The organism is Brevibacterium sp. UBA7493 (assembly GCF_002479565.1).
Lineage (GTDB): Bacteria > Actinomycetota > Actinomycetes > Actinomycetales > Brevibacteriaceae > Brevibacterium > Brevibacterium luteolum.
The window spans coordinates 37,782-60,101 of record NZ_DLOD01000019.1; the positions used below are offsets into that span (position 1 = coordinate 37,782).

Consider the following 22,320-nt stretch of genomic DNA (forward strand, 5'->3'; position numbering starts at 1 on the left):
TATAAGACAGGGGCAACTATTGTTGCGCGCCGATCCGAGATAATGTATAGACATATCCCCGTTGGTTCGCTGCAGAAAGGCATCGACATGCCCCTTCACCTTGGAGACACCGCCCCTGACTTCACCACCGAGACCTCGACGGGACCCATCGCGTTCCACGACTGGGCCGGTGACGAGTGGGTCGTGTTCTTCTCCCACCCAGCCGACTTCACCCCTGTGTGCACCACTGAGCTCGGCCGCGTCTCCCAGCTGCAGGCCGAATGGGACAAGCGCGGCGTCAAGCCGATCGCGCTCTCGGTCGACACGAACGAGGAGCACGCCCAGTGGATCCCCGACATCAACGAGTACAACAACACCACCGTTGAGTACCCGATCATCGCCGACCCGGACAAGAAGGTCGCCGAGCTCTACGACATGATCCACCCCGGCGAGGGCGACACCTCCTCGGTGCGCTCGGTGTTCGTCATCGACCCGGATAAGAAGATCCGCCTGACGATGACCTACCCGAAGTCCACCGGCCGCAACTTCGACGAGATTCTGCGCGTCATCGACGCCCTGCAGGAAGCCGACCGCGGCGAATGCGCCACCGGCGTCGACTGGCAGCCCGGCGACAAGGTCATCGTGCCCCCGGAGGTGCCGACCGCTGAGGCGAAGGAGAAGTTCGACGACGTCGAGGAGCACTACTCCTACCTGCGCACCGCCCGCGTCAAGGCCGACGCCGCTGGCACCGGCGCTGTCGCCTGCGGCTGACACCGCGCTGACGTGCGCATGACGGCTGACCGGCGCGCTCCGGTCACCGGCTGCTGACTGTTCTGCGGCCCCGCCCACCGGCGGGGCCGCAGTCGTCTGCAGGCCGCGGAATCTCAGTCTCCGTGGGCCTCGCGGATGAGCGGGACGAAGGCGTAGCCGCCGTGTTCGGTGATGTGCACCTCGCCCTGGACGAGCTTCTTCACCCGCAGCATCGTCGAGCCGACCGGGATGACGAGGATGCCGCCGGGAACGAGCTGGTCGATGAGCTCTTCGGGCAGCTGGGTGGCGGCAGCCGAGACGAGGATCCGGTCGAAGGGCTCGGCATCCGGCAGTCCGAACACCCCGCCGGTCGCCTCGACGATCTCGACGGCGTCGATGTCTGCCAGCAGCTGCCGGGCGGTGTCGGCCAGCGCACTGATCCGCTCGACACCGGTGACCGAACCGTCAGATCCGACGAGTTCGGCGAGGATCGCGGTGCTCCAGCCGGTGCCGCAGCCGATGTCGAGGACCCGCATCCCCGGGTGGACCTGGAGCAGGTCCATCATCGCCACCACCGTGCGCGGCTGGGAGTTCGTCTGCCCGTAGCCGATCGGCACCGGCCGGTCCCACTGGCTGCTGCGGCGATGCTGGGCAGGCAGGAACCGGGCGCGGTCGAGGCGCTCCATCACATCACGGATCTCCGGCGGGCGGGCGGCTGCGGTCATGTCCTCACTCCTTTGCTGCCACCAGTGTAGGAACCCTGCCTGTGTCCGGGCTGGCCTCAGCCGGCCAGGCACAGGGCAGCGTGGAACGGCTCCTCAGCTGCCACTGGTACGACGTCAGCGGGAACGGTGACGTCGCAGAGGCACATGCTGGCCCCCGCGCCCGAGGCGGTGGTGACGTCATCGGCGGCGAGATCGCGCAGCAGGCCGGTCCCGTAGGCCTTGAGGAGTGCCTCCTTGCGCACCCACAGCTGGGTGAACACGACAGCCTGCTCGGCGCGCTCAGCCTGGGCGATCGCCGCCTGTTCGACCGGATGCAGCAGCGCCGCGACCTCGGTCGCGGTCTGCCGGGTGGCTCGCGCTTCGATGTCGACGCCGAGGCGGACATCGGCTGCCGCGATCGCCAGCAGACCTCCGGAACTGGCAAAGGAGACGCACGGACCAGGCGCGCCGTCGACGAACAGCAGGGGAGCGCCGCGCTCATCACTGTCCAGGTCCACGGACTCGACCGGCACCTGCAGCCAGCCGGCGAGCACCTGCCGGCTGATCTGCATCCGCATCGCTGCCTCAGCAGAACCAGCCGATCGTCCCGGGGACGAGGACACGTCTGTCATGCATGCGCTGAAGTCGGCGATCCACATGGGCACATCGGGTCGGCGCGGGCACGGGACGGTGAGCCTGGTGACCCCAGGCGGCAGGTTCATGAGCCGTCGAGACCGAGGAATTCGCGGATCGCCGGCATCTCGCGGCGCACCTGCGACAGGCCCATCCGGTGGGCTGCGGCGAGCTTCGAAAGATTGCGCTCGCCGTTGGACACCGGCATGATCTCCGGTGCGAAGACATACGCTTTGTCCTGGCGTTCGAGTTCGAAGACCTGCTCGCGCATCTCGTTGTAGCGCTTCCACCGGCCCAGCAGCGCATCGGCGACCGCCGGGTGCCGGCGGAAATAGCTGCGGTAGAAGGCCGGGAACCGCTGCGGGGCCTTCTCATAGTCACGCTGCTGGGTCAGCACGATGAGGAACTTCTCGTAACCGGCCCGCTGGGCGGTCGGCAGCGGAATCCCGCCGTGCTCGGCGAGCGCACCGTCGACATAGGTGCGCTCGCCGATCGTCACCGGCGGCATCACCACCGGCATCGTCGACGATGCCTGGACGGCCGTCATCAGGTCGTGCATCTCATCGACATCGGCGCGCGACCAGATCCGCTCCTCACCGGATTCCACATCGACAGCCGCGATGGCGAACTCCGCCGGATTGGCCTCGAAGGTCTCCCAGTCGAACGGCAGCGCCTCATCCGGCTGCGAGGTGCCCTGGTAGATGTACTCGGAGTTGAACAGGCCCTGCCCGCGCAGGAACGTGCGCATATTGCCGAAGTTCGGGTCAGCGGAGAACTCGATGAAGCAGCGGCGGGCCCGCCACGGGTCATGCGAGAGGTAGTTCGCGGTGTTCGTCGCACCGGCGCTGATGCCTGCCACCCAGTCGAAGTAGATCTCCTCCTCGAGCAGGCGGATGACCATCGCCGACGTCAGCGCTGCGCGCATTCCGCCGCCTTCGAAGATGAGAGCCGTATCGGTCACCGTGCTGTGCAGCTGAGCCGCGCCAGCTGTTGTGTCGTCTCCTGGCATGGCTCCAATCTACGACACCACGCGGTATTTCGGGTGGGCTCAGGCCGTCCCGATTTCCGTGAGATCAGCCATGCCCGCACGCAGTCCTGTGCCGCAGACATCCATAGTGAAGCACAAGACAGCTTGCCGGATAGGTTCAGCAGGCTAGGCTCAGGACATGACCGAACGCCTGCCGCACCCGCTCACCGGCCAGCTCTTCGCCTCGCCGGTGCCTGCCGGCCAGGGCTGGCCGGAAGATCCTGCCAAGCGCAGCACCCCGGTGGCCCGCAGTGCTGAGGACGTCACCCGCCTGGCCGATCGTGCACGCACCCTGGCTGAGCTCGATGCCCGGGTGACGAAGTGCCGGGCCTGCCCGAGGCTCGTCGACTGGCGCGAATCGGTCGCACACGACAAGCGCGCATCCTTTGCCGGGGAGCCGTACTGGGGCAGGCCGGTCGCCTCGCTCGGAGATCCGGAGGCGTGGCTGGGCATCATCGGCCTCGCCCCGGCGGCCCACGGCGGGAACCGGACCGGGCGGATGTTCACCGGTGACCGGTCCGGCGACTGGGTCCATGCTGCGCTCTACCGGGCGGGCATGAACTCCCAGCCCGACTCGAAGGTGGCAGGCGACGGACTCGTCATGACCGGCGCGCGCACGATCGCCCCGGTCCACTGCGCCCCGCCGGACAACAAACCCACCCCAGACGAACGGCACGCCTGTGCCGGGTGGCTGCGGCGCGAACTCCAGCTCATCCCCACCCTCGAAATCCTCATCGCTCTCGGTGGGATCGCCTGGCAGGCGACCCTGTCCGGTGTGCGCGCCATGGGCTGGGATGTCCCGCGCCCCCAGCCGCGGTTCGGCCACGGCGCCGAGGCGGTGCTCACCCGGCCAGACGGCGTGCCGGTGCGGCTGGTCGGCAGCTATCATCCCAGCCAGCAGAACACCTTCACCGGCCGGCTGACGACGGAGATGCTCGATGCGGTGTTTGCCCGGGCGAAGGAGATTCACCAGGTGGACACTGGTGAAACCCTGAATCCCGACTCATGAGAGAACGTGCATAGGACGCCTGCCCGGTCGTAATCTGGAGGCAGGCAGTCGGATCGGCTGTCCGTCTCGCGAAAGGTTCACGATCGTGAAAGCTGCACGCTACTACGACAACCACGACATCCGCATCGAAGACATCCCCGAGCCGGAGCTCAAGCCCGGCACCGTCGCCATCGACGTCGCCTGGTGCGGCATCTGCGGAACCGATCTGCACGAGTACCTCGAAGGCCCCATCTTCATCCCGCCCAAGGGCAGCCCGCACCCGATCTCAGGGGAAGAGGCCCCGGTGACGATGGGCCACGAGTTCTCCGGCACCGTCACCGCCCTCGGCGAGGGTGTTGACGACCTCACCGTCGGTGAGTCCGTCGTCGTCGAACCCTACATCATCGCCGAAGGCGTCGACACCGGTGAAGGATCGGATTACCACCTGTCGCCGAACATGAACTTCATCGGCCTCGGCGGCCGCGGTGGTGGCCTGTCGGAGAAGATCGTCGTCGAACGCCGCTGGGTGCACCCGGTCGGCGATATGCCGCTCGACCAGGCCGCGCTCATCGAACCGCTCTCAGTCGGCCACCACGCCTACGTCCGCTCGGATGCCAAGGCCGGTGACGTCGCCATCGTCGGCGGTGCCGGTCCGATCGGCCTGCTGACCGCCGCTGTGCTCAAGGCCGAGGGCCTGACGGTCTACATCTCCGAGCTCTCCGAGGCGCGCAAGGCCAAGGCGCGTGAGACCGGTGTCGCCGATGAGGTCTTCGACCCGCGTGAGGTCAATGTCGCTGACGAGGTCCGTAAGCGCACCGACGGCAAGGGCGCAGACGTCGGCTTCGAGTGCTCCTCGGTGCCGGCCGTCCTCGACATGCTGCTCGATGCGGTGCGTCCCGGCGCGGTCATCGTCAACGTCTCGATCTGGGGCTTCAACCCCGAGGTCGCGATGCCGCTGCTGGTGCTCAAGGAGATCGACCTGCGCGGCACCATCGGCTACGCCAACGACCACCCGGCCACCATCGAGCTCGTGCGTTCGGGCAAGCTCGACCTCGCCCCGTTCATCACCGCGAAGATCCCGCTCGATGATCTGGTCGAAAAGGGCTTCGACCAGCTCATCAACAACAACGAGCATCATGTGAAGATCCTCGTCGACCCCAACGCCTGACGCTCTCCGCATCAGGCATCGACACGGCCCGCCGCTTCAGGAAACTCTGAAGCGGCGGGCCTACGATGTTCGACGGACCATCTGCCGAGACCCCCGAGGACCCTATGTCGCATCAGGCACACACCCCGCATGCCGCCCAGCCGCCGCGTGCCCCGCGCCGACCGTGGTATTTCGTGCCGCTGGACATGTTGCGCGGCTTCCTCATCGGGTGTGCTGAGCTCGTCCCCGGTGTCTCCGGCGGCACGATCGCGCTGGTGACCGGCATCTACGACGAGCTCATCGGCTCAGCCTCCCATGTCATCTCCGCCGCCAAGAAGCTCGTCGTCGGACCCGACCGGATCAGCGGGATGATGACAGAGCTGCGCCGCACCCAGTGGATGCTCATCATCCCCGTCCTCATCGGCATGGCCACCGCCGTGCTGACCGTCGCCGGCGTCATGAAGGACTTCGTCGCCGCCTATCCGGAGCACTCCCGCGGACTGTTCTTCGGCCTTGTGTTCGTCTCGATCCTCGTGCCGCTTCGCATGCTGCCGGCACGCCGGCCCGGCCAGCACCGGATCACCGGGATCCTCCTCTTCATCCTCGCCGCCGCAGCCGCGTTCATCATGGTCGGCTTCGCCGGCAGCGGCTCAGCTGCCAGCCCCTCGCTCATCGTCATCTTCTTCGCCGCTGCCGTGGCGATCTGCGCACTCGTCATCCCCGGTGTCTCCGGATCCTTCTTCCTGCTCGCCGTCGGCCTCTACACCACGACGCTGACCGCAGTGAGCGAACGCGACCTCGGCTACATCGCGATCTTCGCCCTCGGTGCGATCTTCGGGCTGGCCAGCTTCGTCAGCCTGCTGCGCTACCTGCTCACCCACCACAGGCGCGCGACCCTGCTCGTCATGGCCGGGCTGATGTTCGGTTCGCTGCGCGCCCTGTGGCCGTGGCAGAGCGAGGGCACCCCGGATGCTAGCGGCGAGACCCACGGGGTCGGCGACCTCATCCTGCCAACCGCCCCGATCGCCGGACCCGTGCTGCTGGCCCTCGCCGGTGCTGCGGTCGTGCTGATCCTCATCCTCGTCGAAGCCCGCTACTCGCCGGTCGACCACGACGAGGAACTCGACATCGAGCACAAACCGGCCAGCTGAGGACCGGGAGTCTCATCCCCGCTGTGCGTCATTTGCCAGGGGTGTGCAGGCGCGTAAGGTGAAGGCATGGCTACTACCGCATTCCAGGGAGACCCTGTCAGCACCAACGGCTCGCTGCCCGAGACCGGCAGCAAGGCACCTGCCTTCGAGCTCGTCGGCACCGACCTGTCCGCAGTCACCTCAGCCGACGTCGCCGGCAAGCGCGTCGTGCTCAACATCTTCCCCAGCGTCGACACCGGCGTGTGCGCCGACAGCGTGCGCAAGTTCAACGAACTCGCCGGCAAGCTTGAGAACACCGCCGTCATCTGCGCCTCGAAGGACCTGCCGTTCGCTCTCGGCCGGTTCTGCGGCGCCGAGGGCCTGGAAAACGTCACCAGCGCCTCGGCCTTCCGCACCGACTTCGGCGATGACTACGGTGTGCGCATGACCGACGGCCCGCTGGCCGGCCTGCTCGCCCGCTCCGTCGTCGTACTCGACGAGAACGGCGTTGTGCTCCACTCCCAGCTCGTCCCGGAGATCGGACAGGAACCCGACTACGACGCAGCCGTCGCCGCCCTGAGCTGACGCACCCACCACCTCGGCGCCGGAACCTGGCGCTTGACCGACAGCCGGCTGGATCTGCACAGATCCAGCCGGCTTCTCACATCTGGATAGCGCGGAAGCCCACCGCGTTGGCCACCCCGGCGCGCTCACCGGCAGCCGTCGTCATGCCCTCGAGCATCTCGCGCGGGGCCGGATGGCCGGGCAGGGCCTCAAGGTAGACCTCGTGGGCTGACAGCGAGGCGATGCCGCGCTCCAGCGGCTCCCCGGTGACCTCGACCGCGCAGGTCGGCTCGTCCCCGGAGACGAGCAGCCAGTCGGTCTTCCACGCCTCCAGGCCCTCTTCGGTCTGCAGCTCGGGGAAGATCCACGGATTGTCGGCATCGCGGATCGCATCGATGACGGCCAGGCCGACATTGCGGTGGTCGACGTGGTTGAGTCCGAAGCTGACCTCCAGCTTCCACGGCAACGTGATGATCGCCTGCGGGCGGTAGGTGCGGATCTGCCGGGTGATCGCCTTGCGCAGCGCATGGTCGGCCTCGACGAGACCATCGGGGAAGTCGAGGATCGTCAGCGACTCGACTCCCACCTCGGCGCAGGCGGCCTCCTGCTCGCGGCGGCGCAAAGGTGCGACCTCTGCCGGGTCCATGGTGCGGATGCCGGCCTCCCCGGCGGTCAGCAGCAGATAAGAGACGTCGATCCCGGCCGCCGTCCAGGCCGCGACAGCGCACGAGGCGCCGTACTCCATGTCATCGGGGTGGGCGACGACGCCGAGGACGCGGTCGATGCCGGTGGTGTCGAAGAACTCGAGATCGCTCATGCATCCACCCTAGGCCATGGGCGGGCAGATCTCAGCGGGACTCGTCTGCCGCCCCCGGTCCGTCGCCGGCGGCATGGGAGCCGCCTGCAGTGTCAGTGCCGGACGGCGCTCCGGGAGCGGAGCCGGTGCTCGCCGGCGCACCTGCCGCGGCGTTGTGCGTGTCGTCCTTCTTGCCGTGGCCGAAGGGCAGCAGGTGCATGATGCCGACGATGATGAGTCCGACGATGAGGCCGAGGATCAGCGAGCAGATCGTGTTGATGAGCCAGCCGAGCACCGCGCCGACTGCCGGCACGGCAGCGCCGTAGCCTTCGAGGTGGTGGACGACGCTGTAGAGGCCGTCCCAGCCGAGGTCCTTGGTGCCGACGAGCAGGATGTGCCCGCCGACCCACAGCATCGCGAAGGTGCCGATGATCGAGATCGCATCGAGCACCCGCGGCATCGCCGCGACGAGGAAGTGCCCGAACTTCTGCGTGCCGGCAGAGTCCTTCTGGGTCATCGCCAGGCCGATGTCGTCCATCTTCACCAGCAGCGCGACAACGCCGTAGACGAGGACGGTGATGCCGATGGCGACGGCGATGAGGATGATCGTGCGGTTGAGGATCGGTTCGCTGGCGACCTCGTTGAGGGAGATGACCATGATCTCGGTCGAGAGGATGAAGTCGGTGCGCACCGCGCCGGTGACGACCTGCTTCTCGCTCTTCTCGCCCTGCAGCTGGGTCGGCTCGCCCTTCTCGGCGTGGTGGCCGCGGATCTTCTCCCAGACCTTCTCTGCGCCTTCGAAGCACAGATAGCAGCCGCCGATCATGAGCAGCGGGGTGAGCACCCACGGCAGGAACTGGCTGAGCAGCAGCGCTGCGGGCAGGATGATGAGCAGCTTGTTGCGCAGCGAACCGAGGGTGATCTTCCAGATGATCGGCAGCTCACGGGCCGGTGAGACGCCATGGACGTACTGCGGGGTGACCGCGGCATCGTCGACGACGACGCCGGCGGCCTTCGCACTGGCCCGGGCGGTCGCGGCGGCGACGTCATCGGCGCTGGCAGCTGCCATGCGCGCCATCGCAGCGATGTCGTCGAGCAGGGCGACGATGCCGCCGCTCATCGGTCGGCTCCGAACGTCCTGATTCCCGTCGCCGAGGCGGTGGCCGGGCTGGCCGGCCGGCGAAGGTGGGTGCGTGCTGTCATAGCTGACATCTTACGGGCTACCGGCGCCGACGCGGCGCTCATCGGCAGGGTCACTTGACTCCGCGCATGAGCTTGATGACCGGCTTGGCGGTCATGAGCACGAGGAGACCGGCGACGATCGAGGCCAGGCCCAGCGTCGTCCAGTACGGCACCTGGTTGTCGGCGTCGTAGTACTTGGCGAACACGCCGGACAGCGAGGTGCCGACACCGGAGCCGAGGAAGTACAGCGCGATCATCTGCGAGGTGAACACCTTCGGCGACAGGCGGGTGGCCACCGACAGGCCGATGGGAGAGATGAGCAGCTCGGCGGCGACGAAGAGCGCGAGGATGAACACGACCCACAGCAGTGGGACGGTGTTGTTCTGCGCGTGAGCATAGGGCAGGAACAGCAGGTAGGCCCCGCCGATGATGAGCAGGGACAGGCCTGCCTTGACCGGGGTGGCCGGTTGCCGGTCGCCGAGCTTGAGCCAGATGGCGGAGAACACCGGGGCCAGGGCGATGACGAAGAACGCCGGGATCAGGGTGATCCACGAGATCGGCATCTCCCAGCCGAAGATGTTGCGGTTCATCTGCGTATCGGAGTAGCCGGTCAGGGCGTTGAAGATCTGCTGGTACAGCGACCAGAACGCGACGGTGGCCAGCACGAACGGGATGAACGCCAGCGTGCGGGAGCGCTCGACGTCGGTGATCTCCTTGGAGCGCAGGATGACAGTGAAGTAGGCGATCGCTGCGACGAGGCACACGATGGTCGTCCACATCGCGAGGTTGTCGGCGTTCATCGCGCCGGTCATCCACAGCACGGCGATGGCGGCGACGACACCGAGAGCACCGGCACCGAACTTCCAGCGTGCACCGGCAGGCAGCGGGTTGACGACGACCTTCGCCGATGCCGGAAGGTTCTTCCGGCCGGTGAGGTAGAGCGCCAGGCCGATGGCCATGCCGACCGCGGCAGCGCCGAAGCCGATGTGGAAGCCGATGTCCTTCTGCAGCCAGCCGGTCACCAGCGGGCCGAGCAGCGCACCGATGTTGATGCCCATGTAGAACAGCGAGAAACCGGCCTCACGGCGGGTGTCCTTCTCGGTGTAGAGCGTGCCGACGATCGCACTGGCGGTGGCCTTGAGACCTCCGGAGCCCAAAGCGACGAGGATGAGGCCGAGTGCCACGCCGCCGATGCCCGGCAACAGGCCGAGGGCGATGTGACCGCACATGATGATGACAGCAGACCAGAACAGCACCGGTTCAGCGCCGAACACCCGGTCGGCCAGCCAGGCGCCGCCGACAGTGGCGAGGAACACCGCACCGCCGTAGGCGCCGACGATCGCGAATGCCGTCGGCTGGTCCATGCCGATGCCGCCGTCGGTGGTGGAGAAATACAGGTAGAGGACCAGGATGCCGGTCATGCCGTAGTAGGAGAAGCGCTCCCACATCTCGAGGCCGAACAGCTGCATGAGCGGCAGCGGATGGCCGAAGAAGCGAGTGTCGTTGCGCATGTCCTCAGCTGTCAGAGCCGAGGCGTCCGTGGGAGACGAGCCAGTCATATCCTTAGTCCTTGTCACTCGGTCGCTGCCTTCAGACCAGGGGCCGGCAGGTGCCGGGGCAGTGCTGAAGGCCGCCGACACTCTACTCCTGTGACACAGCTCGCGCCAACGAACCTTGTCGCCTCGCGCACACCCTCCAGCCGCTGACCCGAACGCCCTCATCACCACGGGCGACAGCGGCCCGGCCGCGCTGTACATGGCATCGCCGCTGGTGGGAGGATGAGGCCATGACTGCACAGGAGACCACCGGCGGCGGGGCACAGCGCCGCGTCGAGGTGACAAGGATCACGGAGAACCACTACCGGGCGCGCACCGCCTCGGGTGCGGAGATCGAGTTCGGCCGCGGCGAGGGCCTCATGACCCCCGTCGAGCTGCTGCTGGCGGCCACCGCCGGCTGCTCGGCCATCGACCTCGACACCGTCACCACCCGCCGCACCGAACCCGAACGCTTCGACATCACCGCCACCGGCGAGAAGATCGTCGAAGACGACGAGGCCTCCCGGCTCGACGACATCCGGCTGCACTTCGACCTCGCCTTCCCCGATGATCAGGCGGGCCGGCAGTCGGCGAAGATGGTCGAGCGGCTGCTCAAGCTCTCCCACGACCGCTACTGCACCGTCTCGCGCACGATCGAGAACGGCGCACCGGTGACGATGACCTCCGAGGTCAGCCCCGACATCGCAGCACGCTCTCAGGACGCATAAGCGCCCAGCGCTTCGTGCCGGCGGCGCCTGCGCACCTAGGATGACCGCCATGGATGACACCTGGTTTGCCGGCGTGGCCGAGTACCACGAGCTGCTCATGGGTGCCGCCTGGCAGCGGCTCATGGCCCACATCGGGCCCGCCGTCGCCGAGGCGGTCAGCACCTCGGCGGGTCCGATCGTTGAGTTCAGGGCCGGGTCGGGCATCGGCACCTCGCGCCTGCATGAGCGGTTCCCGCACGCCGATCTCATCGCGTGCGAACCTGATGCGATCATGCGCGCCGTGCTCTTCGGCCGGCTCGGGGCTGATGCGAGGATGCGTGAGCGCGTCACCGTCATCCCGCTGCCGGTCGCAGCCGAGCACGCAGAAGAGCTGCGCGCCCAGCTGCCGGCTCCCGGCAGTGTGCCGGTCATCCTCGTCGCCCATGTGCTCGGCATCCTCGACGCCGATGCCCGGGGTCTGCGGTGGCAGCTCATCGCAGAGTCGCTGACCGATTCCGGCATCGCACTCATCACCGCCGGGTCCCCGCACGCAGACGACCCGGAAGACGCTGACGCGCAGACCGCGCCAGACGCTCCGCAGGTCTTCATCGAGGACATCACTGTCGGTGCGCACACTGTCACCGGGGAGTACCGGCGCGCGAACGGGCACATGCAGGTGACTTACACCCAACGTGATGCCGCCGGTGCGGTGCTGCGGCAGGTCGCGACCGAACCGCGGGAGATCACCGCTCCGCTGATGAACGAGGACTACTGACGTGAAGCAGCCGACCACGGCTTGGAATCACAGGTGGTCTCGGGCTACATCCTCAGGCTCAGCCGTCAGCCTCAGTGAACACCTGGGCGAAGGCTGCGTGGATGTCAGGGGAGAAGAGCACGAAGCGCACCTCGTCGATGCCCTCCCAGCCATGGGCGGAGCATGCCTGCCCGGCGGCCTCAGCGGTCTCGGAAGCCGACCAGCCGTAGACCCCGGCGCCGATCGCCGGAAACGCCACCGTCCTGGCTCCCATACGCTGCGCCTCTCTCAGGCTCTCCGCATAGCAGGAGACGAGCACCTCGGGATCGGTCTGGCCGGCGTGCCGGTTCGGGCCGACGGTGTGGATGACCCAGTCAGCAGACAGGTTTCCGGCCGGAGTCGCGACCGCCTGGCCGGCCGGCAGGCCGTCGGGCAGCTGCTCGGCACGGACTTTCCGGCACTCTTCGAGCAGGTCCGGTCCGGCTGCCCGGTGGATCGCGCCGTCGACTCCGCCGCCGCCGAGCAGGGAGGAGTTGGCGGCATTGACGATCGCTTCGCAGGTCTCGGCGGTGATGTCTCCGGTGCGCAGGGTGATGCGCATAGTCAAGCTGCTCCTTCGGATCAGGCGGCGGTCAGCGAGACGGAGCACAGCCCGCCATTGACGTCGTATTCGGTGCGGATCTCGATCATCTCCAGGTTGAACACCTCAGCGCCGGCCGTGTTGTCCTCGAACAGGGCGTGGACCCGCTGCGGGGCGCCGAACGTCTTGTGCACCTGCGCGGCATTCGGCCGGCACCACCACGACTCGATGAGCCAGGAGGGCACGACGATGCCGTTGAAGGAACCGGTGCGGTCGTAAACGAGGCGCAGCTCCACCTCGGCCAGCGTGCCGTAGGCGAAGAGGAACTCGACACCGGAGTTGACGAAGGTCCACCACACGCAGTCATCGGATTCCGTGCGCAGCGGATTCTCCCCGACGACGAGCATGGCGGAGAGGACGGCGATGTCATCGCAGCGGCGGCCGACAGCGCGACTGAGGGGAAGGATGTTTCCGGACACGGGCAGCGCGTTCATGTGACACAGCTTACAGTCGCTCACGTGTGAAGCGGGAGGGGCTGGACAGCGCGCCTGTATCACGATTGCGTGACGATCGGCGACCCGGCGGGTGGATCTTTTCACCGGCAATCGGGTTTTGGCTACGGTGAGATCGCATTCGTGTCCCACTTCCCACCAGGTCACTGGAAGGACATCCATGTCTCGCACGACCCATGCCCCGCTGCGCCGACGGTACCGCACCGTCCTCGCCGCAGCCGTTCTCACAGCCGCCGGGCTCACCGGCGTGGCCGGTCCCGCCGCGGCCAACCCGCTGGCCGATCCTCCGCAGATCGGTCACGATCTGCTGCCGCGCCCGCCGATCAAGCAGATCGAAGTCGATCCGCTCACCGGCCACGTCATCGACACCAACCCGGCCGCCGATCCGCCGCTCAAGCCCGGCTCCGGGCTGCACGAGGGCAAACCGGCCTTCGTCGACGTCGCCGTTGCCACGGTCTGGACCGATTCCTCCAGCCCGCGCAAGGTCGACCAGCCGGCGCTGGCCAACCCAGTGAAGCTCGATGAGTGGAACGCCAACCTCAAGGACACCGAGGTGCGCCGCGGACTGACCGGCAAGACACAGACCCAGGCGCTCTACGGCGACGAAGTCCGTGTCCTGTCGCTTACGAAGGACTGGGCGAAGGTCGCCGTGCGCTCGCAGTCCGACCCCGGCGCCAAGCACGGCTATGAGGGCTGGATGCCGCGCGCCCAGCTCGTCGGCAACCCGGACTTCGGCAAGCTGCGCGGTGCAGGCGAGCTCGCCGTCGTCAAGGCGGTCAAGACCGCTGTCAGCGACGCCCCGGGCGGCAAGGCGATGAAGGCCGTGTCGACGAACACCGAACTGCCGGTGCTCACCCGCAGCGATGATGCCGTGCGCGTGCGCCTGCCCAACGGCACCACCGGCTGGGTCAAGTCCGCTGACGTGCGCCTGCAGGCGTCCGGCACCGGCGCCCCGAAGCCCAAGCCGACCGATCTGACCGCCACGGCCAAACGGTATGAGGGCATCCGGTACCTGTGGGCTGGCACGTCCCAGTACGGCTTCGACTGCTCCGGTTTCACCTATGCAGTCTTCCGCTCCCACGGCATCGACATCCCGCGCGACTCCGGCCCGCAGTCGAAGGCCGGCAAGAGCGTGAAGGCCTCGCAGCTGCAGCATGGCGACCTCATCTTCTTCGCCAATCGCGGCGGCAAGGGATCGGTCCACCATGTCGGCATGTACATCGGCGGCGGGAAGATGATCCACGCCCCGAACGCCTCGAAGAACGTCGAGATCGTCGACTGGAAGAAGTGGGATCGCTCCGGCCAGTTCGCCGGCGCCAAGCGCTACCTCTGACAGATCTGAGCGCTGAGAACAGCAGGGCCCGGAACCGATCGGTTCCGGGCCCAGCTGTTGTCGCTGAGGATCAGAGGATCAGACGTCCTTCTTCTCCAGCGTCTTCATGATCTCGTTGAGAGTCTTCGACGGACGCATGACAGCCGAGGCCTTCTTGTCCTCGGGCAGGTAGTAGCCGCCGATGTCGGCGGAATCGCCCTGCACGGCGAGCAGCTCCTCATCGATCGTGTCGACGTTCTCGCGCAGCTGACCGGCGATCTGCTTGAACGCCTCAGCCAGCTCAGCGTCCTCGGTCTGCTTGGCCAGCTCCTCAGCCCAGTACAGGGCCAGGTGGAAGTGGCTGCCGCGCGAATCCCGCTCGCCGACCTTGCGCGACGGCGACTGGTTCTCGTTGAGATAGGTCTCGGTCGCCTTGTCCAGGGTCGATGCCAGCACACCGGCGCGCTCATTGCCCGCACTGCGGTTGAGGTGGCGGAAGCTCTCGGCAGTGGCGAGGAACTCACCGAGGGAGTCCCAGCGCAGGTGGTTCTCCTCCAGCAGCTGCTGGACGTGCTTCGGTGCCGAGCCTCCGGCTCCGGTCTCGAACAGGCCGCCGCCTGCGATGAGCGGAACGACCGAGAGCATCTTTGCCGAGGTGCCGAGCTCGAGGATTGGGAACAGGTCGGTGTTGTAGTCACGCAGCACGTTGCCGGTCACCGAGATGGTGTCCTGGCCGTTGCGGATGCGCTTAAGCGAGTGCTTGGTTGCCGCGACCGGATCCATGATCTGGATGTCGAGGCCGTCGGTGTCGTGCTCGGGCAGGTACTGCTTGACCTTCTCGATAAGGTTGCGGTCATGCGCACGCGACTCATCGAGCCAGAACACGGCCGGGGTGTCGGAGATCCGGGCGCGGGTGACGGCGAGCTTGACCCAGTCGCGGATCGGCTCGTCCTTCGTCTGGCAGGCCCGCCAGATGTCACCGGCCTCGACGTCGTGGCTCATGAGCACGGTGCCGGAGGAGTCGACGACCTCGACGGTGCCGGCTTCGCTGATCTCGAAGGTCTTGTCGTGGCTGCCGTACTCCTCGGCCTTCTGGGCCATGAGACCGACATTGGGCACCGAGCCCATGGTGGCCGGATCGTAGGCGCCGTTGGCCTTGCAGTCCTCGACGACTGCCTGGTAGACGCCAGCGTAGGAGGAGTCGGGGATGACGGCCAGCGTGTCGGCTTCTTCACCGTCGGGTCCCCACATCTTGCCGCCGATGCGGATCATCGCCGGCATCGACGCGTCGACGATGACGTCGCTGGGCACGTGCAGGTTGGTGATGCCCTTATCGGAGTTGACCATCGCCATCTCCGGGCCTTCAGCCAGGCCCTTCTCAATGCCTGCGCGGACACCGTCGGCGACGTCTGCCGGGACATCGTCGAGTCCGGAGAGGATCGCGCCGAGCCCGTCGTTGGGGCTCAGGCCGGCCTTGGCCAGCTGCTCGCCGTAGGTGCTGAACACCTCGGGGAAGAACGCCTCGACGACGTGGCCGAAGATGATCGGGTCGGAGACCTTCATCATCGTCGCCTTGAGGTGCACGGAGAACAGCACACCCTCGTCCTTGGCGCGGGCGATCTGGTCGCTGAGGAACGCATCGAGCGCCGAGGCCTTGAGGAAGGTCGCGTCGACGACCTCGCCGGCGAGCACCGGAACCTCCTTGAGGGTCTCGGTTCCCGAGGCGGTGCGCAGGCGGATCGTGAAGGTGTCGTCCTGCTCGGCGATAACGGACTGCTCATTGGAGCGGAAGTCGTCCTTGCCCATCGTGGCAACCGCGGTCTTCGAGTCAGCCGACCATTCGCCCATCGAGTGGGGGTGCTTCTTGGCGTAGTTCTTCACTGCCTCCGGTGCGCGGCGATCGGAGTTGCCCTCGCGCAGCACCGGGTTCACGGCTGAGCCCTTGACCTTGTCGTAGCGGGCGCGGACGTCCTTCTCCTCATCCGTCGCCGGCTCCTCCGGGTAGTCCGGGAGCTTGTAGCCCTTCTCCTGCAGCTCAGCGATCGCGGCCTTGAGCTGCGGGACCGAGGCGGAGATGTTCGGCAGCTTGATGATGTTGGCCTCAGGCTGCTTGGCCAGCTCACCGAGCTCAGCGAGAGCATCGGGAGCCTTCTGCTCTTCGGTGAGGTAGTCGCCGAAGAGGGCGATGGTGCGGCCAGCCAGTGAGATGTCACGGGTCTCGACCTCGACGCCGGCGGTGGTGGCGAAGGCTTCGAGGATCGGCTTGAACGAGTACGTCGCCAGCATCGGCGCTTCATCGGTATGCGTATAGATGATCTTTGACATGGTCAGTGACGTCTCCAGATCGCTAGGGGTTATCTCTGTCAGTCTACTCAGCGTCCCTGGCGGCGGCCTAACCCCCTCGGGCATGATGCGAGTGCGATCGCACACGCCCCGCCGGCCGGCTACCGGTTCGTACTATCCTGTTGCGCGGGGTCCACGCGACCCTGCCGCCACCAGGGAAGATGCGGTGACGGCTGAGAGCCAGCACAGGGGAGGAGACCGCGATGGCGAAGCTGTACTTCCGCTACGGCGCCATGAATTCGGGCAAGTCCACCGCCCTGCTGCAGGCGGCCTACAACTATGAGGAGCGCGGCCAGCGGGTGCTGCTGGCTAAGCCGCGCATCGACACGAAGGGCGCTGACGAGATCGTCTCCCGCTTAGGCGTCACCCGCACCGTCGACTTCCTCATCGACGCTGATGCCGATGTCGAGCAGATCTTTGCCGACACCGCCGGCTACGTCGACCACGATGCGCTCATCGAGAGCCTGGAGATGCCCGTCCAGCCGGTCGCCTGCCTGCTCATCGACGAAGCCCAGTTCCTCACCGACAGCCAGGTCGATGACTGCCTGCGGATCGCGACCCTGCGCAACGTGCCGGTCATGGCCTACGGCATTCGCACCGACTTCCAGACCCGCGCCTTCCCCGGCTCGGCCCGCCTGCTCGAGATCGCCCACACGCTCGAAGAGCTCAAGACGATCTGCCGGTGCGGGCGCAAGGCGATGTTCAACGGCCGCCAGGTTGATGGCGAGTTCGTCTTCTCCGGCGACCAGGTCGCCATCGACGGCATGGACGTCACCTACGAATCGCTGTGTGCCAACTGCTATCTCACCCGGTCCGGGGGAGTGCTCGGCGCGGCAGGCTGAGCCGGCCACCGCCTCGGCGACGGCTAACGATCCGGACACGCCTGCACCCTGCGGTATCGGTGCGTGAGCGCCTTCACTATTGTGGAAGCTGAACGTTCCGTGTGAAGGAGGAGGTTCGCCCATGGCGATCCCGCAGCTGTCCTACTCGATCGTCCACGACCCCGGCCCCGACGCTCCCGTCCTCATCCTCGGCAACGCGCTGGGCACCACCCGCGAACTCTGGGCAGGTGTGGCCTACCGGATGGCCGATGACTACCGCATCGTCACCTTCGACCTGCCCGGCCACGATCCCGCCAGCCACACCGCAGACGACCTCGAAGCCCAGCTTGCCGACCTCACTCTGGCCGACATCGCCGCTGGTGTCATCGCCATCGCCGATGCGATCGGCGCCGACACCTTCCTCTACGCCGGCCTGTCGATCAGCGGCGGAGTGGCCATGCAGCTGGCCCTCGACCACCCCGACCGGGTCACCGCCGCAGCCGCTCTGTGCGCGGCCCCGAAGTTCGGCGACGCCGAGTCCTGGGACGAGCGCATCGCCACCGTCCGGGCTGACGGCACCCGCAGCCTCATCCCCGACACCGCCGACCGCTGGTTCGCCGCCGGCTTCCTCGACGAGGACAACCCGGCAGGCCCGATGGTCTGCGAGATGCTCGGCAACGTCCCTGACGCCGGCTACATCGCCTGCTGCCAGGCGCTGTCGCGCTTCGACCTCACCGACCGGATCTCCGAGATCTCCATCCCGATCCTCTTTGTCGCCGGCGCCCAGGACATCGGCAACCCGCCGGAGTCCATGCGCGCCCTGGCCGAACAGGTCGACGCCGGTGAGGCGACCGTCATCCCGGATGCCGCCCACATCGTCGTCGCCGAACACCCCGATCTCGTCTGCGATGCGCTGACCGCCTTCTTCTCCCGCACCGAGAACCGCAGCTGACATACCCCGTCCACCCGCCCCATCCATCCGCCTGTCCACTGCCCCCATCGATCTGAGGGAATGAGTCCGATGTCCGAGAACAGACCAGCTGGCGAACACGCCTCCCACTACTCGCCGCTGCCGTCCACCGGCAGCAGCGAGCAGAATATGCTCTCACCCGGTGAGCGGGCGGAACCGTTTTCGACATCGACGAACTACACCCGCTGGATCGGCATCATCGGAGGGCTCGTGCTCGCCGCCATCATCTGGTTCGTCATGCCCGAGGACGTGCCCCACGGCGCCCGCGTCACCGCCGCCACAGCCAGCCTCATGGCAGTGTGGTGGATGACCGAGGCGCTGCCGATCCCGGCCACCGCACTCGTCCCGCTCGTCGTCTTCCCCCTCCTCATCGAAGGCGCCGAAGAGGCCCCGGTGACCGTCTCGTCAGTCGGCGCGAAATACGGCTCCGACACGATCTTCCTGTTCATGGGCGGGTTCCTCATCGCCCTGGCGATGCAGCGCTGGAACCTCCACCGGCGCATAGCCCTCATCATCCTGTCGTTCATGGGCGAGCGCACCGGCGCACTCATCGCCGGCTTCATGATCGCCACCGCGTTCCTGTCGATGTGGGTGTCGAACACCGCCACCGCCGTGCTCATGCTGCCCATCGGCCTGTCTGTCCTCGTGCTCGTCAACGAGGCGATGTCGAAGACCGGTGATGACACGCTCGAAGACTCCGAGAAGGCCGATGACGACGCGACCGGCACCGACGGCATCCTGCAGTCGCGCTTCGGGACCGCACTCATGCTCGGCATCGCCTATGCCGCCTCGATCGGCTCGGTCGCCACGATCATCGGCACCCCGCCGAACACCCTGCTGGTCGGCTACCTGCGCGAGAACCAGGGCATCAACATCCAGTTCGGCCAGTGGATGCTCGTCGGCACCCCGGTGGCGATCGTCATGCTCGTCGCCGCCTGGTTCGTGCTCACCAAGATGTTCTTCAAACCCGAGATCGACCGGATCCCCGGCGGCCGCGACCTCATCCGGGCGGAGATGGACAAGCTCGGACCGGTCTCCCAGGGCGAATGGCGTGTCCTCACCCTCTTCGTGCTCGCTGCTGTGTCGTGGATCGCGCTCCCGATCATCTTCGAAGACCCGCCGATCGACGACGCCGGCATCGCCATGACCATCGGCCTGCTGCTGTTCTTCATGCCCGCCGGCCACGCCCGCGGCGTCCGGCTGCTCGACTGGGAATCAGCCGTCGAACTGCCGTGGGGCGTGCTGCTGCTCTTCGGCGGCGGCCTGGCGCTGTCGGACCAGTTCACCAAGACCGGGCTGACCGACTGGATCGGCGAATCGGTCCAGGCGCTGGACTGGATGCCGCTGGTCGCGCTCGTGGTCATCCTTACCACCGGCATCATCTTCCTCACCGAGATCACCTCGAACACCGCCACCGCCGCGACGTTCATCCCGGTCGTCGCCGGTGTCGCGATGGGCCTGGGTTACGACCCGCTGCTGCTGACGATCCCAGTCGCACTGGCCGCCACCTGTGCGTTCATGCTGCCGGTCGCCACCCCGCCCAACGCGGTGGCCTACGGCTCGGGCTATGTGCGCATCGCCGACATGGTCAAGGGCGGCGTGGTGCTCAACGTCATCGGCATCGTCATCATCTCGATCGTCACCATGACGATCGCGGTGGGTGTCTTCTCGATCGCGCTGTGAGCGTGAGGACCGTCATGCCCTCAGCCTGCTGAGCAGCAGTTAGGCTGAGGGCATGGCGAAACTCTTCGAACCGATCACCCTGCGCGGACTCACCGTCCGCAATCGCGTCTGGCTGGCACCGATGTGCCAGTACTCCTGCGAGAACCGCGACGGCATGCCCGGTCACTGGCACCTCGTGCACCTCGGGGCCCGCGCCACCGGCGGGTTCGGGCTCATCCTCACCGAAGCCGCTGCTGTGCTGCCCGAAGGGCGGATCTCACCGCAGGACGCAGGCATCTGGTCCGATGCCCACGCCGAGGCTTGGGCTCCGATCGTCGACTTCGCCCACAGCCAGGGTGCAGCGATCGGCATGCAGCTCGCCCACGCCGGCCGCAAGGCCAGCACCTACCGTCCGTTCGTCGGCGAACCGTCCGGCTCCGTCCCCGAGGCAGAGGGCGGCTGGGCGACGGTCGGGCCCTCGGCCCTCGCATTCGAAGGGCTGGCAGAGCCAGCCGCGCTGAGCCGCGAGGCCATCGCCGAGGTCGTCGAGGCCTTCGCAGCCGCCGCCCGCCGAGCTGACGCGGCCGGCTTCGACACCGTCGAGATTCACGCCGCCCACGGCTACCTGCTCCACTCGTTCCTCTCACCGCTGTCCAACGTCCGCGACGACGAATACGGCGGTGACCTCGCCGGCCGCTCACGGCTGCTCATGGAGGTCTACATCGCCGTGCGCGAGGCCTTCCCCGAGGATAAACCGGTGCTCGTGCGGATCTCGGCCAGCGAATGGATCGACGGCGGCTTCGACGTCGCCGAGGCGACCGAGGTCTCCATCGCCCTGCAGGACGCCGGTGCCGACCTCATCGACGTGTCCTCCGGCGGCAACGTCATCGCCGACATCCCGGTCGGCCCGTCCTATCAGGTGCCGCTGGCCGCCGAGATCGCCGCCGCCGGTGTCACCACCGGTGCCGTCGGGCTCATCACCGAACCCGCCCAGGCCGAAGGCATCCTCGTCTCCGGTGATGCCGATGTCGTGCTGCTGGCCCGTGCTGCGCTGCGTGAACCGGCATGGCCGCAGCGGGCCGCTCACGCCCTGGGACTCAACTGGCGCGACGCCCCGTACCCGCCGCAGTACACCCGCGGCAAGTGGTGAGTCGATACTCCTAAGACTGCGACGCTGCCTTCTCCGTACCGGCGTCGTCGGCCATATCAGCGGTGAGCTGCAGCCCGGCGACACCGGCGATGATGAGGACCAGACAGGCGATCTTGCCGGGCCCGAACTCCTCGCCGAGGACTGCGGACCAGGCAGCGGTCGTCGCTGCGCCGACTCCGGTCCAGATCGCATAGGCGGTGCCCATTGGGATCGCCCGCATTGCATAGGCCAGGCCGGTCAGCGATGCCGCGAGGCCTATGAGGAAGAGCGCTCCGCGTCCGGGGTGCAGCACTCCGGCGGCCAGCATGCCCGCCCAAACCGCCTCGGCCATGCCGGAGAAGATGAGTGCCAGCCAGTACTTCGTCATGACAGCACCTGCAGTCCGACGACACCGGCGATGATCGCTGCGACACAGGCGATGCGCACGAGATTCAGCCGTTCAGTCCCGCGCAGCGCGCCGAGCGCCAGCGTGGTGATCGCGCCGACGGCGACCCACACGGCATAACCGGAGCCGACAGGAACCTTCTGCAGACCCCACGCGAGGCCTCCCATAGAGACGATGGTTCCGATGATGAAGAGAGTCAGACGCGGCACGATCCGCAGATGGCGGGCGGCCAGGGCGAACGCCCACATCGCCTCGAACGTGCCGGATGAGATGAGAACAGTCCAGTACATGATGAGAAAGCGGCCGTCTTTGCGCTCGGCGGGTACGGCTCCCTCGTCCGCTGGCACTGTCGGTGCCTGCCCGCCACCATAGCACCGGCGCAGCCTCCCGGCAGGGTGCGCACATCCAGTGAGACCCGTGTGCGGCGGGCACCGTTCCCGCTAGGCTGGAACCGGAGCCGCCGCTGGCAGTCGCCGGCGGCACACCGGAGAAGAGGAGATCGCCATGGACCTGCGGCTCACCGATGTTTCCCTCCGCTCGATCGCCGTCTCGGAGATGAGCAACAACGTCTACCTGCTCACCTCGGCCACGACCGGCCAGCAGGTCATCATCGATGCCGCTGACGACGTCGAGGCCATCGAATCGCTCGTCGACGCCGGCGCCGAGGCGGGGCCCGCCGATGCCGCCCA

General features: G+C 67.2%; 23 protein-coding genes, 1 pseudogene and 1 riboswitch. Of the genes and pseudogenes, 13 read left to right on the forward strand and 11 right to left on the reverse strand.

Translation table 11 applies throughout. The annotated features are described in order from the left end of the window. Positions 1–87: 87 nt before the first annotated feature. Positions 88–750: a peroxiredoxin gene (locus B4E96_RS11890; RefSeq protein WP_259856884.1), complete on the forward strand. Its 663-nt coding sequence runs from the start codon at positions 88–90 to the stop codon at positions 748–750. A 113-nt stretch (positions 751–863) separates the two neighbouring features. Here the strand turns inward: B4E96_RS11890 and B4E96_RS11895 are convergent, their stop codons facing one another. The 3 genes from B4E96_RS11895 to B4E96_RS11905 all read right to left on the reverse strand — a co-directional run bounded on the left by B4E96_RS11895 (position 864) and on the right by B4E96_RS11905 (position 3,075). Further along, positions 864–1,454: a protein-L-isoaspartate O-methyltransferase family protein gene (locus tag B4E96_RS11895; RefSeq protein WP_286957729.1), complete on the reverse strand. Its 591-nt coding sequence runs from the start codon at positions 1,452–1,454 to the stop codon at positions 864–866. A 56-nt stretch (positions 1,455–1,510) separates the two neighbouring features. After that, entirely contained in the window at positions 1,511–2,011 is a 501-nt protein-coding gene (locus tag B4E96_RS11900; RefSeq protein WP_286957731.1) for a 4'-phosphopantetheinyl transferase family protein, read from the reverse strand. Positions 2,012–2,151: 140 nt separating this feature from the next. Then, positions 2,152–3,075 carry a patatin-like phospholipase family protein gene (locus B4E96_RS11905; RefSeq protein WP_286957733.1) on the reverse strand — a complete coding sequence of 308 codons (924 nt, stop codon included), beginning with the start codon at positions 3,073–3,075 and terminating at the stop codon, positions 2,152–2,154. 157 nt (positions 3,076–3,232) lie between these two features. On the opposite strand from B4E96_RS11905, the gene B4E96_RS11910 reads away from it, so the two are divergent. From B4E96_RS11910 to tpx, 4 genes are all read left to right on the forward strand, one after another. Then, a complete protein-coding gene (locus tag B4E96_RS11910) occupies positions 3,233–4,102 on the forward strand; it encodes a uracil-DNA glycosylase (RefSeq protein ID WP_286957734.1) in 870 nt (289 codons plus the stop codon). 85 nt (positions 4,103–4,187) lie between these two features. Then, positions 4,188–5,249: a 2,3-butanediol dehydrogenase gene (locus B4E96_RS11915; protein WP_102162750.1), complete on the forward strand. Its 1,062-nt coding sequence runs from the start codon at positions 4,188–4,190 to the stop codon at positions 5,247–5,249. Positions 5,250–5,353: 104 nt separating this feature from the next. Beyond that, on the forward strand, positions 5,354–6,379 hold the full coding sequence (locus B4E96_RS11920; RefSeq protein WP_286957735.1) for a DUF368 domain-containing protein: 1,026 nt from the start codon (positions 5,354–5,356) through the stop codon (positions 6,377–6,379). A gap of 66 nt (positions 6,380–6,445) precedes the next feature. Next, positions 6,446–6,943 (forward strand): thiol peroxidase, encoded by a 498-nt coding sequence (gene tpx, locus B4E96_RS11925; protein WP_286957737.1) that lies wholly within the window; start codon positions 6,446–6,448, stop codon positions 6,941–6,943. A gap of 76 nt (positions 6,944–7,019) precedes the next feature. Here tpx and B4E96_RS11930 read toward each other — a convergent pair whose 3' ends face one another. The 3 genes from B4E96_RS11930 to B4E96_RS11940 form a co-directional block, all read right to left on the reverse strand. After that, complete coding sequence (locus B4E96_RS11930) at positions 7,020–7,739, reverse strand: PIG-L deacetylase family protein (protein ID WP_286957738.1); 720 nt, start codon at positions 7,737–7,739, stop codon at positions 7,020–7,022. 31 nt (positions 7,740–7,770) lie between these two features. After that, the gene (locus B4E96_RS11935; RefSeq protein WP_259845119.1) at positions 7,771–8,838 is read right to left on the reverse strand and encodes a DUF808 domain-containing protein; all 1,068 of its coding nucleotides are present in this window, start codon (positions 8,836–8,838) and stop codon (positions 7,771–7,773) included. Between the two features lie 133 nt (positions 8,839–8,971). Next, entirely contained in the window at positions 8,972–10,459 is a 1,488-nt protein-coding gene (locus B4E96_RS11940) for a peptide MFS transporter (RefSeq protein ID WP_286957739.1), read from the reverse strand. A gap of 227 nt (positions 10,460–10,686) precedes the next feature. Here B4E96_RS11940 and B4E96_RS11945 point away from each other — a divergent pair, with 227 nt between their 5' ends. Both B4E96_RS11945 and B4E96_RS11950 read left to right on the forward strand, forming a co-directional pair. After that, positions 10,687–11,163: an OsmC family protein gene (locus B4E96_RS11945; RefSeq protein WP_217005428.1), complete on the forward strand. Its 477-nt coding sequence runs from the start codon at positions 10,687–10,689 to the stop codon at positions 11,161–11,163. Positions 11,164–11,212: 49 nt separating this feature from the next. Further along, on the forward strand, positions 11,213–11,917 hold the full coding sequence (locus tag B4E96_RS11950) for a hypothetical protein (protein ID WP_286957740.1): 705 nt from the start codon (positions 11,213–11,215) through the stop codon (positions 11,915–11,917). Positions 11,918–11,975: 58 nt separating this feature from the next. On the opposite strand, the gene B4E96_RS11955 is transcribed toward B4E96_RS11950, so the two are convergent. Together B4E96_RS11955 and B4E96_RS11960 are read right to left on the reverse strand one after the other, a co-directional pair. After that, entirely contained in the window at positions 11,976–12,497 is a 522-nt protein-coding gene (locus B4E96_RS11955; protein WP_286957749.1) for an O-acetyl-ADP-ribose deacetylase, read from the reverse strand. Between the two features lie 20 nt (positions 12,498–12,517). Next, positions 12,518–12,970 carry a hypothetical protein gene (locus tag B4E96_RS11960; protein ID WP_286957741.1) on the reverse strand — a complete coding sequence of 151 codons (453 nt, stop codon included), beginning with the start codon at positions 12,968–12,970 and terminating at the stop codon, positions 12,518–12,520. A 178-nt stretch (positions 12,971–13,148) separates the two neighbouring features. Here B4E96_RS11960 and B4E96_RS11965 point away from each other — a divergent pair, with 178 nt between their 5' ends. After that, positions 13,149–14,321 (forward strand): NlpC/P60 family protein, encoded by a 1,173-nt coding sequence (locus B4E96_RS11965; RefSeq protein WP_286957743.1) that lies wholly within the window; start codon positions 13,149–13,151, stop codon positions 14,319–14,321. A gap of 78 nt (positions 14,322–14,399) precedes the next feature. Here the strand turns inward: B4E96_RS11965 and B4E96_RS11970 are convergent, their stop codons facing one another. Next, a complete protein-coding gene (locus B4E96_RS11970) occupies positions 14,400–16,625 on the reverse strand; it encodes an NADP-dependent isocitrate dehydrogenase (protein ID WP_286957745.1) in 2,226 nt (741 codons plus the stop codon). Positions 16,626–16,846: 221 nt separating this feature from the next. Here B4E96_RS11970 and B4E96_RS11975 point away from each other — a divergent pair, with 221 nt between their 5' ends. From B4E96_RS11975 to B4E96_RS11990, 4 genes are all read left to right on the forward strand, one after another. Further along, positions 16,847–17,485, forward strand: coding sequence for a thymidine kinase (locus tag B4E96_RS11975; protein ID WP_259845108.1), 639 nt, complete (start codon positions 16,847–16,849; stop codon positions 17,483–17,485). A 121-nt stretch (positions 17,486–17,606) separates the two neighbouring features. After that, entirely contained in the window at positions 17,607–18,416 is an 810-nt protein-coding gene (locus B4E96_RS11980; protein WP_259845106.1) for an alpha/beta fold hydrolase, read from the forward strand. A gap of 69 nt (positions 18,417–18,485) precedes the next feature. After that, positions 18,486–20,117, forward strand: a complete 1,632-nt coding sequence (locus B4E96_RS11985) for an SLC13 family permease (protein ID WP_414632701.1) — start codon at positions 18,486–18,488, stop codon at positions 20,115–20,117. A gap of 52 nt (positions 20,118–20,169) precedes the next feature. Next, a complete protein-coding gene (locus B4E96_RS11990; RefSeq protein WP_286957747.1) occupies positions 20,170–21,246 on the forward strand; it encodes an NADH:flavin oxidoreductase/NADH oxidase in 1,077 nt (358 codons plus the stop codon). Positions 21,247–21,256: 10 nt separating this feature from the next. Here B4E96_RS11990 and B4E96_RS11995 read toward each other — a convergent pair whose 3' ends face one another. After that, positions 21,257–21,613, reverse strand: coding sequence for a DMT family transporter (locus B4E96_RS11995; protein WP_102162736.1), 357 nt, complete (start codon positions 21,611–21,613; stop codon positions 21,257–21,259). Then, positions 21,610–21,921, reverse strand: coding sequence for a DMT family transporter (locus B4E96_RS12000; RefSeq protein ID WP_170275003.1), 312 nt, complete (start codon positions 21,919–21,921; stop codon positions 21,610–21,612). Before B4E96_RS12000 ends, B4E96_RS11995 begins: the two co-directional genes overlap by 4 nt. A gap of 6 nt (positions 21,922–21,927) precedes the next feature. After that, positions 21,928–21,993: riboswitch (guanidine-III (ykkC-III) riboswitch) on the reverse strand. Positions 21,994–22,135: 142 nt separating this feature from the next. Here B4E96_RS12000 and B4E96_RS12005 point away from each other — a divergent pair. Further along, a pseudogene (locus B4E96_RS12005) lies at positions 22,136–22,320 on the forward strand (MBL fold metallo-hydrolase); the annotation flags it as partial.

What these genes read in the sequence shown, in the direction of transcription:
- B4E96_RS11905 (WP_286957733.1), bottom strand. Translation starts at nt 3,075, where the DNA reads ATGCCAGGAGACGACACAACAGCTGGCGCGGCTCAGCTGCACAGCACG.
- tpx (WP_286957737.1), top strand. Translation starts at nt 6,446, where the DNA reads ATGGCTACTACCGCATTCCAGGGAGACCCTGTCAGCACCAACGGCTCG.
- B4E96_RS11900 (WP_286957731.1), bottom strand. Translation starts at nt 2,011, where the DNA reads ATGCGGATGCAGATCAGCCGGCAGGTGCTCGCCGGCTGGCTGCAGGTG.
- B4E96_RS11940 (WP_286957739.1), bottom strand. Translation starts at nt 10,459, where the DNA reads ATGACTGGCTCGTCTCCCACGGACGCCTCGGCTCTGACAGCTGAGGAC.
- B4E96_RS11980 (WP_259845106.1), top strand. Translation starts at nt 17,607, where the DNA reads ATGGCGATCCCGCAGCTGTCCTACTCGATCGTCCACGACCCCGGCCCC.
- B4E96_RS11985 (WP_414632701.1), top strand. Translation starts at nt 18,486, where the DNA reads ATGTCCGAGAACAGACCAGCTGGCGAACACGCCTCCCACTACTCGCCG.
- B4E96_RS11995 (WP_102162736.1), bottom strand. Translation starts at nt 21,613, where the DNA reads ATGACGAAGTACTGGCTGGCACTCATCTTCTCCGGCATGGCCGAGGCG.
- B4E96_RS11890 (WP_259856884.1), top strand. Translation starts at nt 88, where the DNA reads ATGCCCCTTCACCTTGGAGACACCGCCCCTGACTTCACCACCGAGACC.
- B4E96_RS11930 (WP_286957738.1), bottom strand. Translation starts at nt 7,739, where the DNA reads ATGAGCGATCTCGAGTTCTTCGACACCACCGGCATCGACCGCGTCCTC.
- B4E96_RS11945 (WP_217005428.1), top strand. Translation starts at nt 10,687, where the DNA reads ATGACTGCACAGGAGACCACCGGCGGCGGGGCACAGCGCCGCGTCGAG.
- B4E96_RS11970 (WP_286957745.1), bottom strand. Translation starts at nt 16,625, where the DNA reads ATGTCAAAGATCATCTATACGCATACCGATGAAGCGCCGATGCTGGCG.
- B4E96_RS11960 (WP_286957741.1), bottom strand. Translation starts at nt 12,970, where the DNA reads ATGAACGCGCTGCCCGTGTCCGGAAACATCCTTCCCCTCAGTCGCGCT.
- B4E96_RS11950 (WP_286957740.1), top strand. Translation starts at nt 11,213, where the DNA reads ATGGATGACACCTGGTTTGCCGGCGTGGCCGAGTACCACGAGCTGCTC.
- B4E96_RS11990 (WP_286957747.1), top strand. Translation starts at nt 20,170, where the DNA reads ATGGCGAAACTCTTCGAACCGATCACCCTGCGCGGACTCACCGTCCGC.
- B4E96_RS11965 (WP_286957743.1), top strand. Translation starts at nt 13,149, where the DNA reads ATGTCTCGCACGACCCATGCCCCGCTGCGCCGACGGTACCGCACCGTC.
- B4E96_RS11935 (WP_259845119.1), bottom strand. Translation starts at nt 8,838, where the DNA reads ATGAGCGGCGGCATCGTCGCCCTGCTCGACGACATCGCTGCGATGGCG.
- B4E96_RS11910 (WP_286957734.1), top strand. Translation starts at nt 3,233, where the DNA reads ATGACCGAACGCCTGCCGCACCCGCTCACCGGCCAGCTCTTCGCCTCG.
- B4E96_RS11895 (WP_286957729.1), bottom strand. Translation starts at nt 1,454, where the DNA reads ATGACCGCAGCCGCCCGCCCGCCGGAGATCCGTGATGTGATGGAGCGC.
- B4E96_RS11920 (WP_286957735.1), top strand. Translation starts at nt 5,354, where the DNA reads ATGTCGCATCAGGCACACACCCCGCATGCCGCCCAGCCGCCGCGTGCC.
- B4E96_RS11955 (WP_286957749.1), bottom strand. Translation starts at nt 12,497, where the DNA reads ATGCGCATCACCCTGCGCACCGGAGACATCACCGCCGAGACCTGCGAA.
- B4E96_RS12000 (WP_170275003.1), bottom strand. Translation starts at nt 21,921, where the DNA reads ATGTACTGGACTGTTCTCATCTCATCCGGCACGTTCGAGGCGATGTGG.
- B4E96_RS11975 (WP_259845108.1), top strand. Translation starts at nt 16,847, where the DNA reads ATGGCGAAGCTGTACTTCCGCTACGGCGCCATGAATTCGGGCAAGTCC.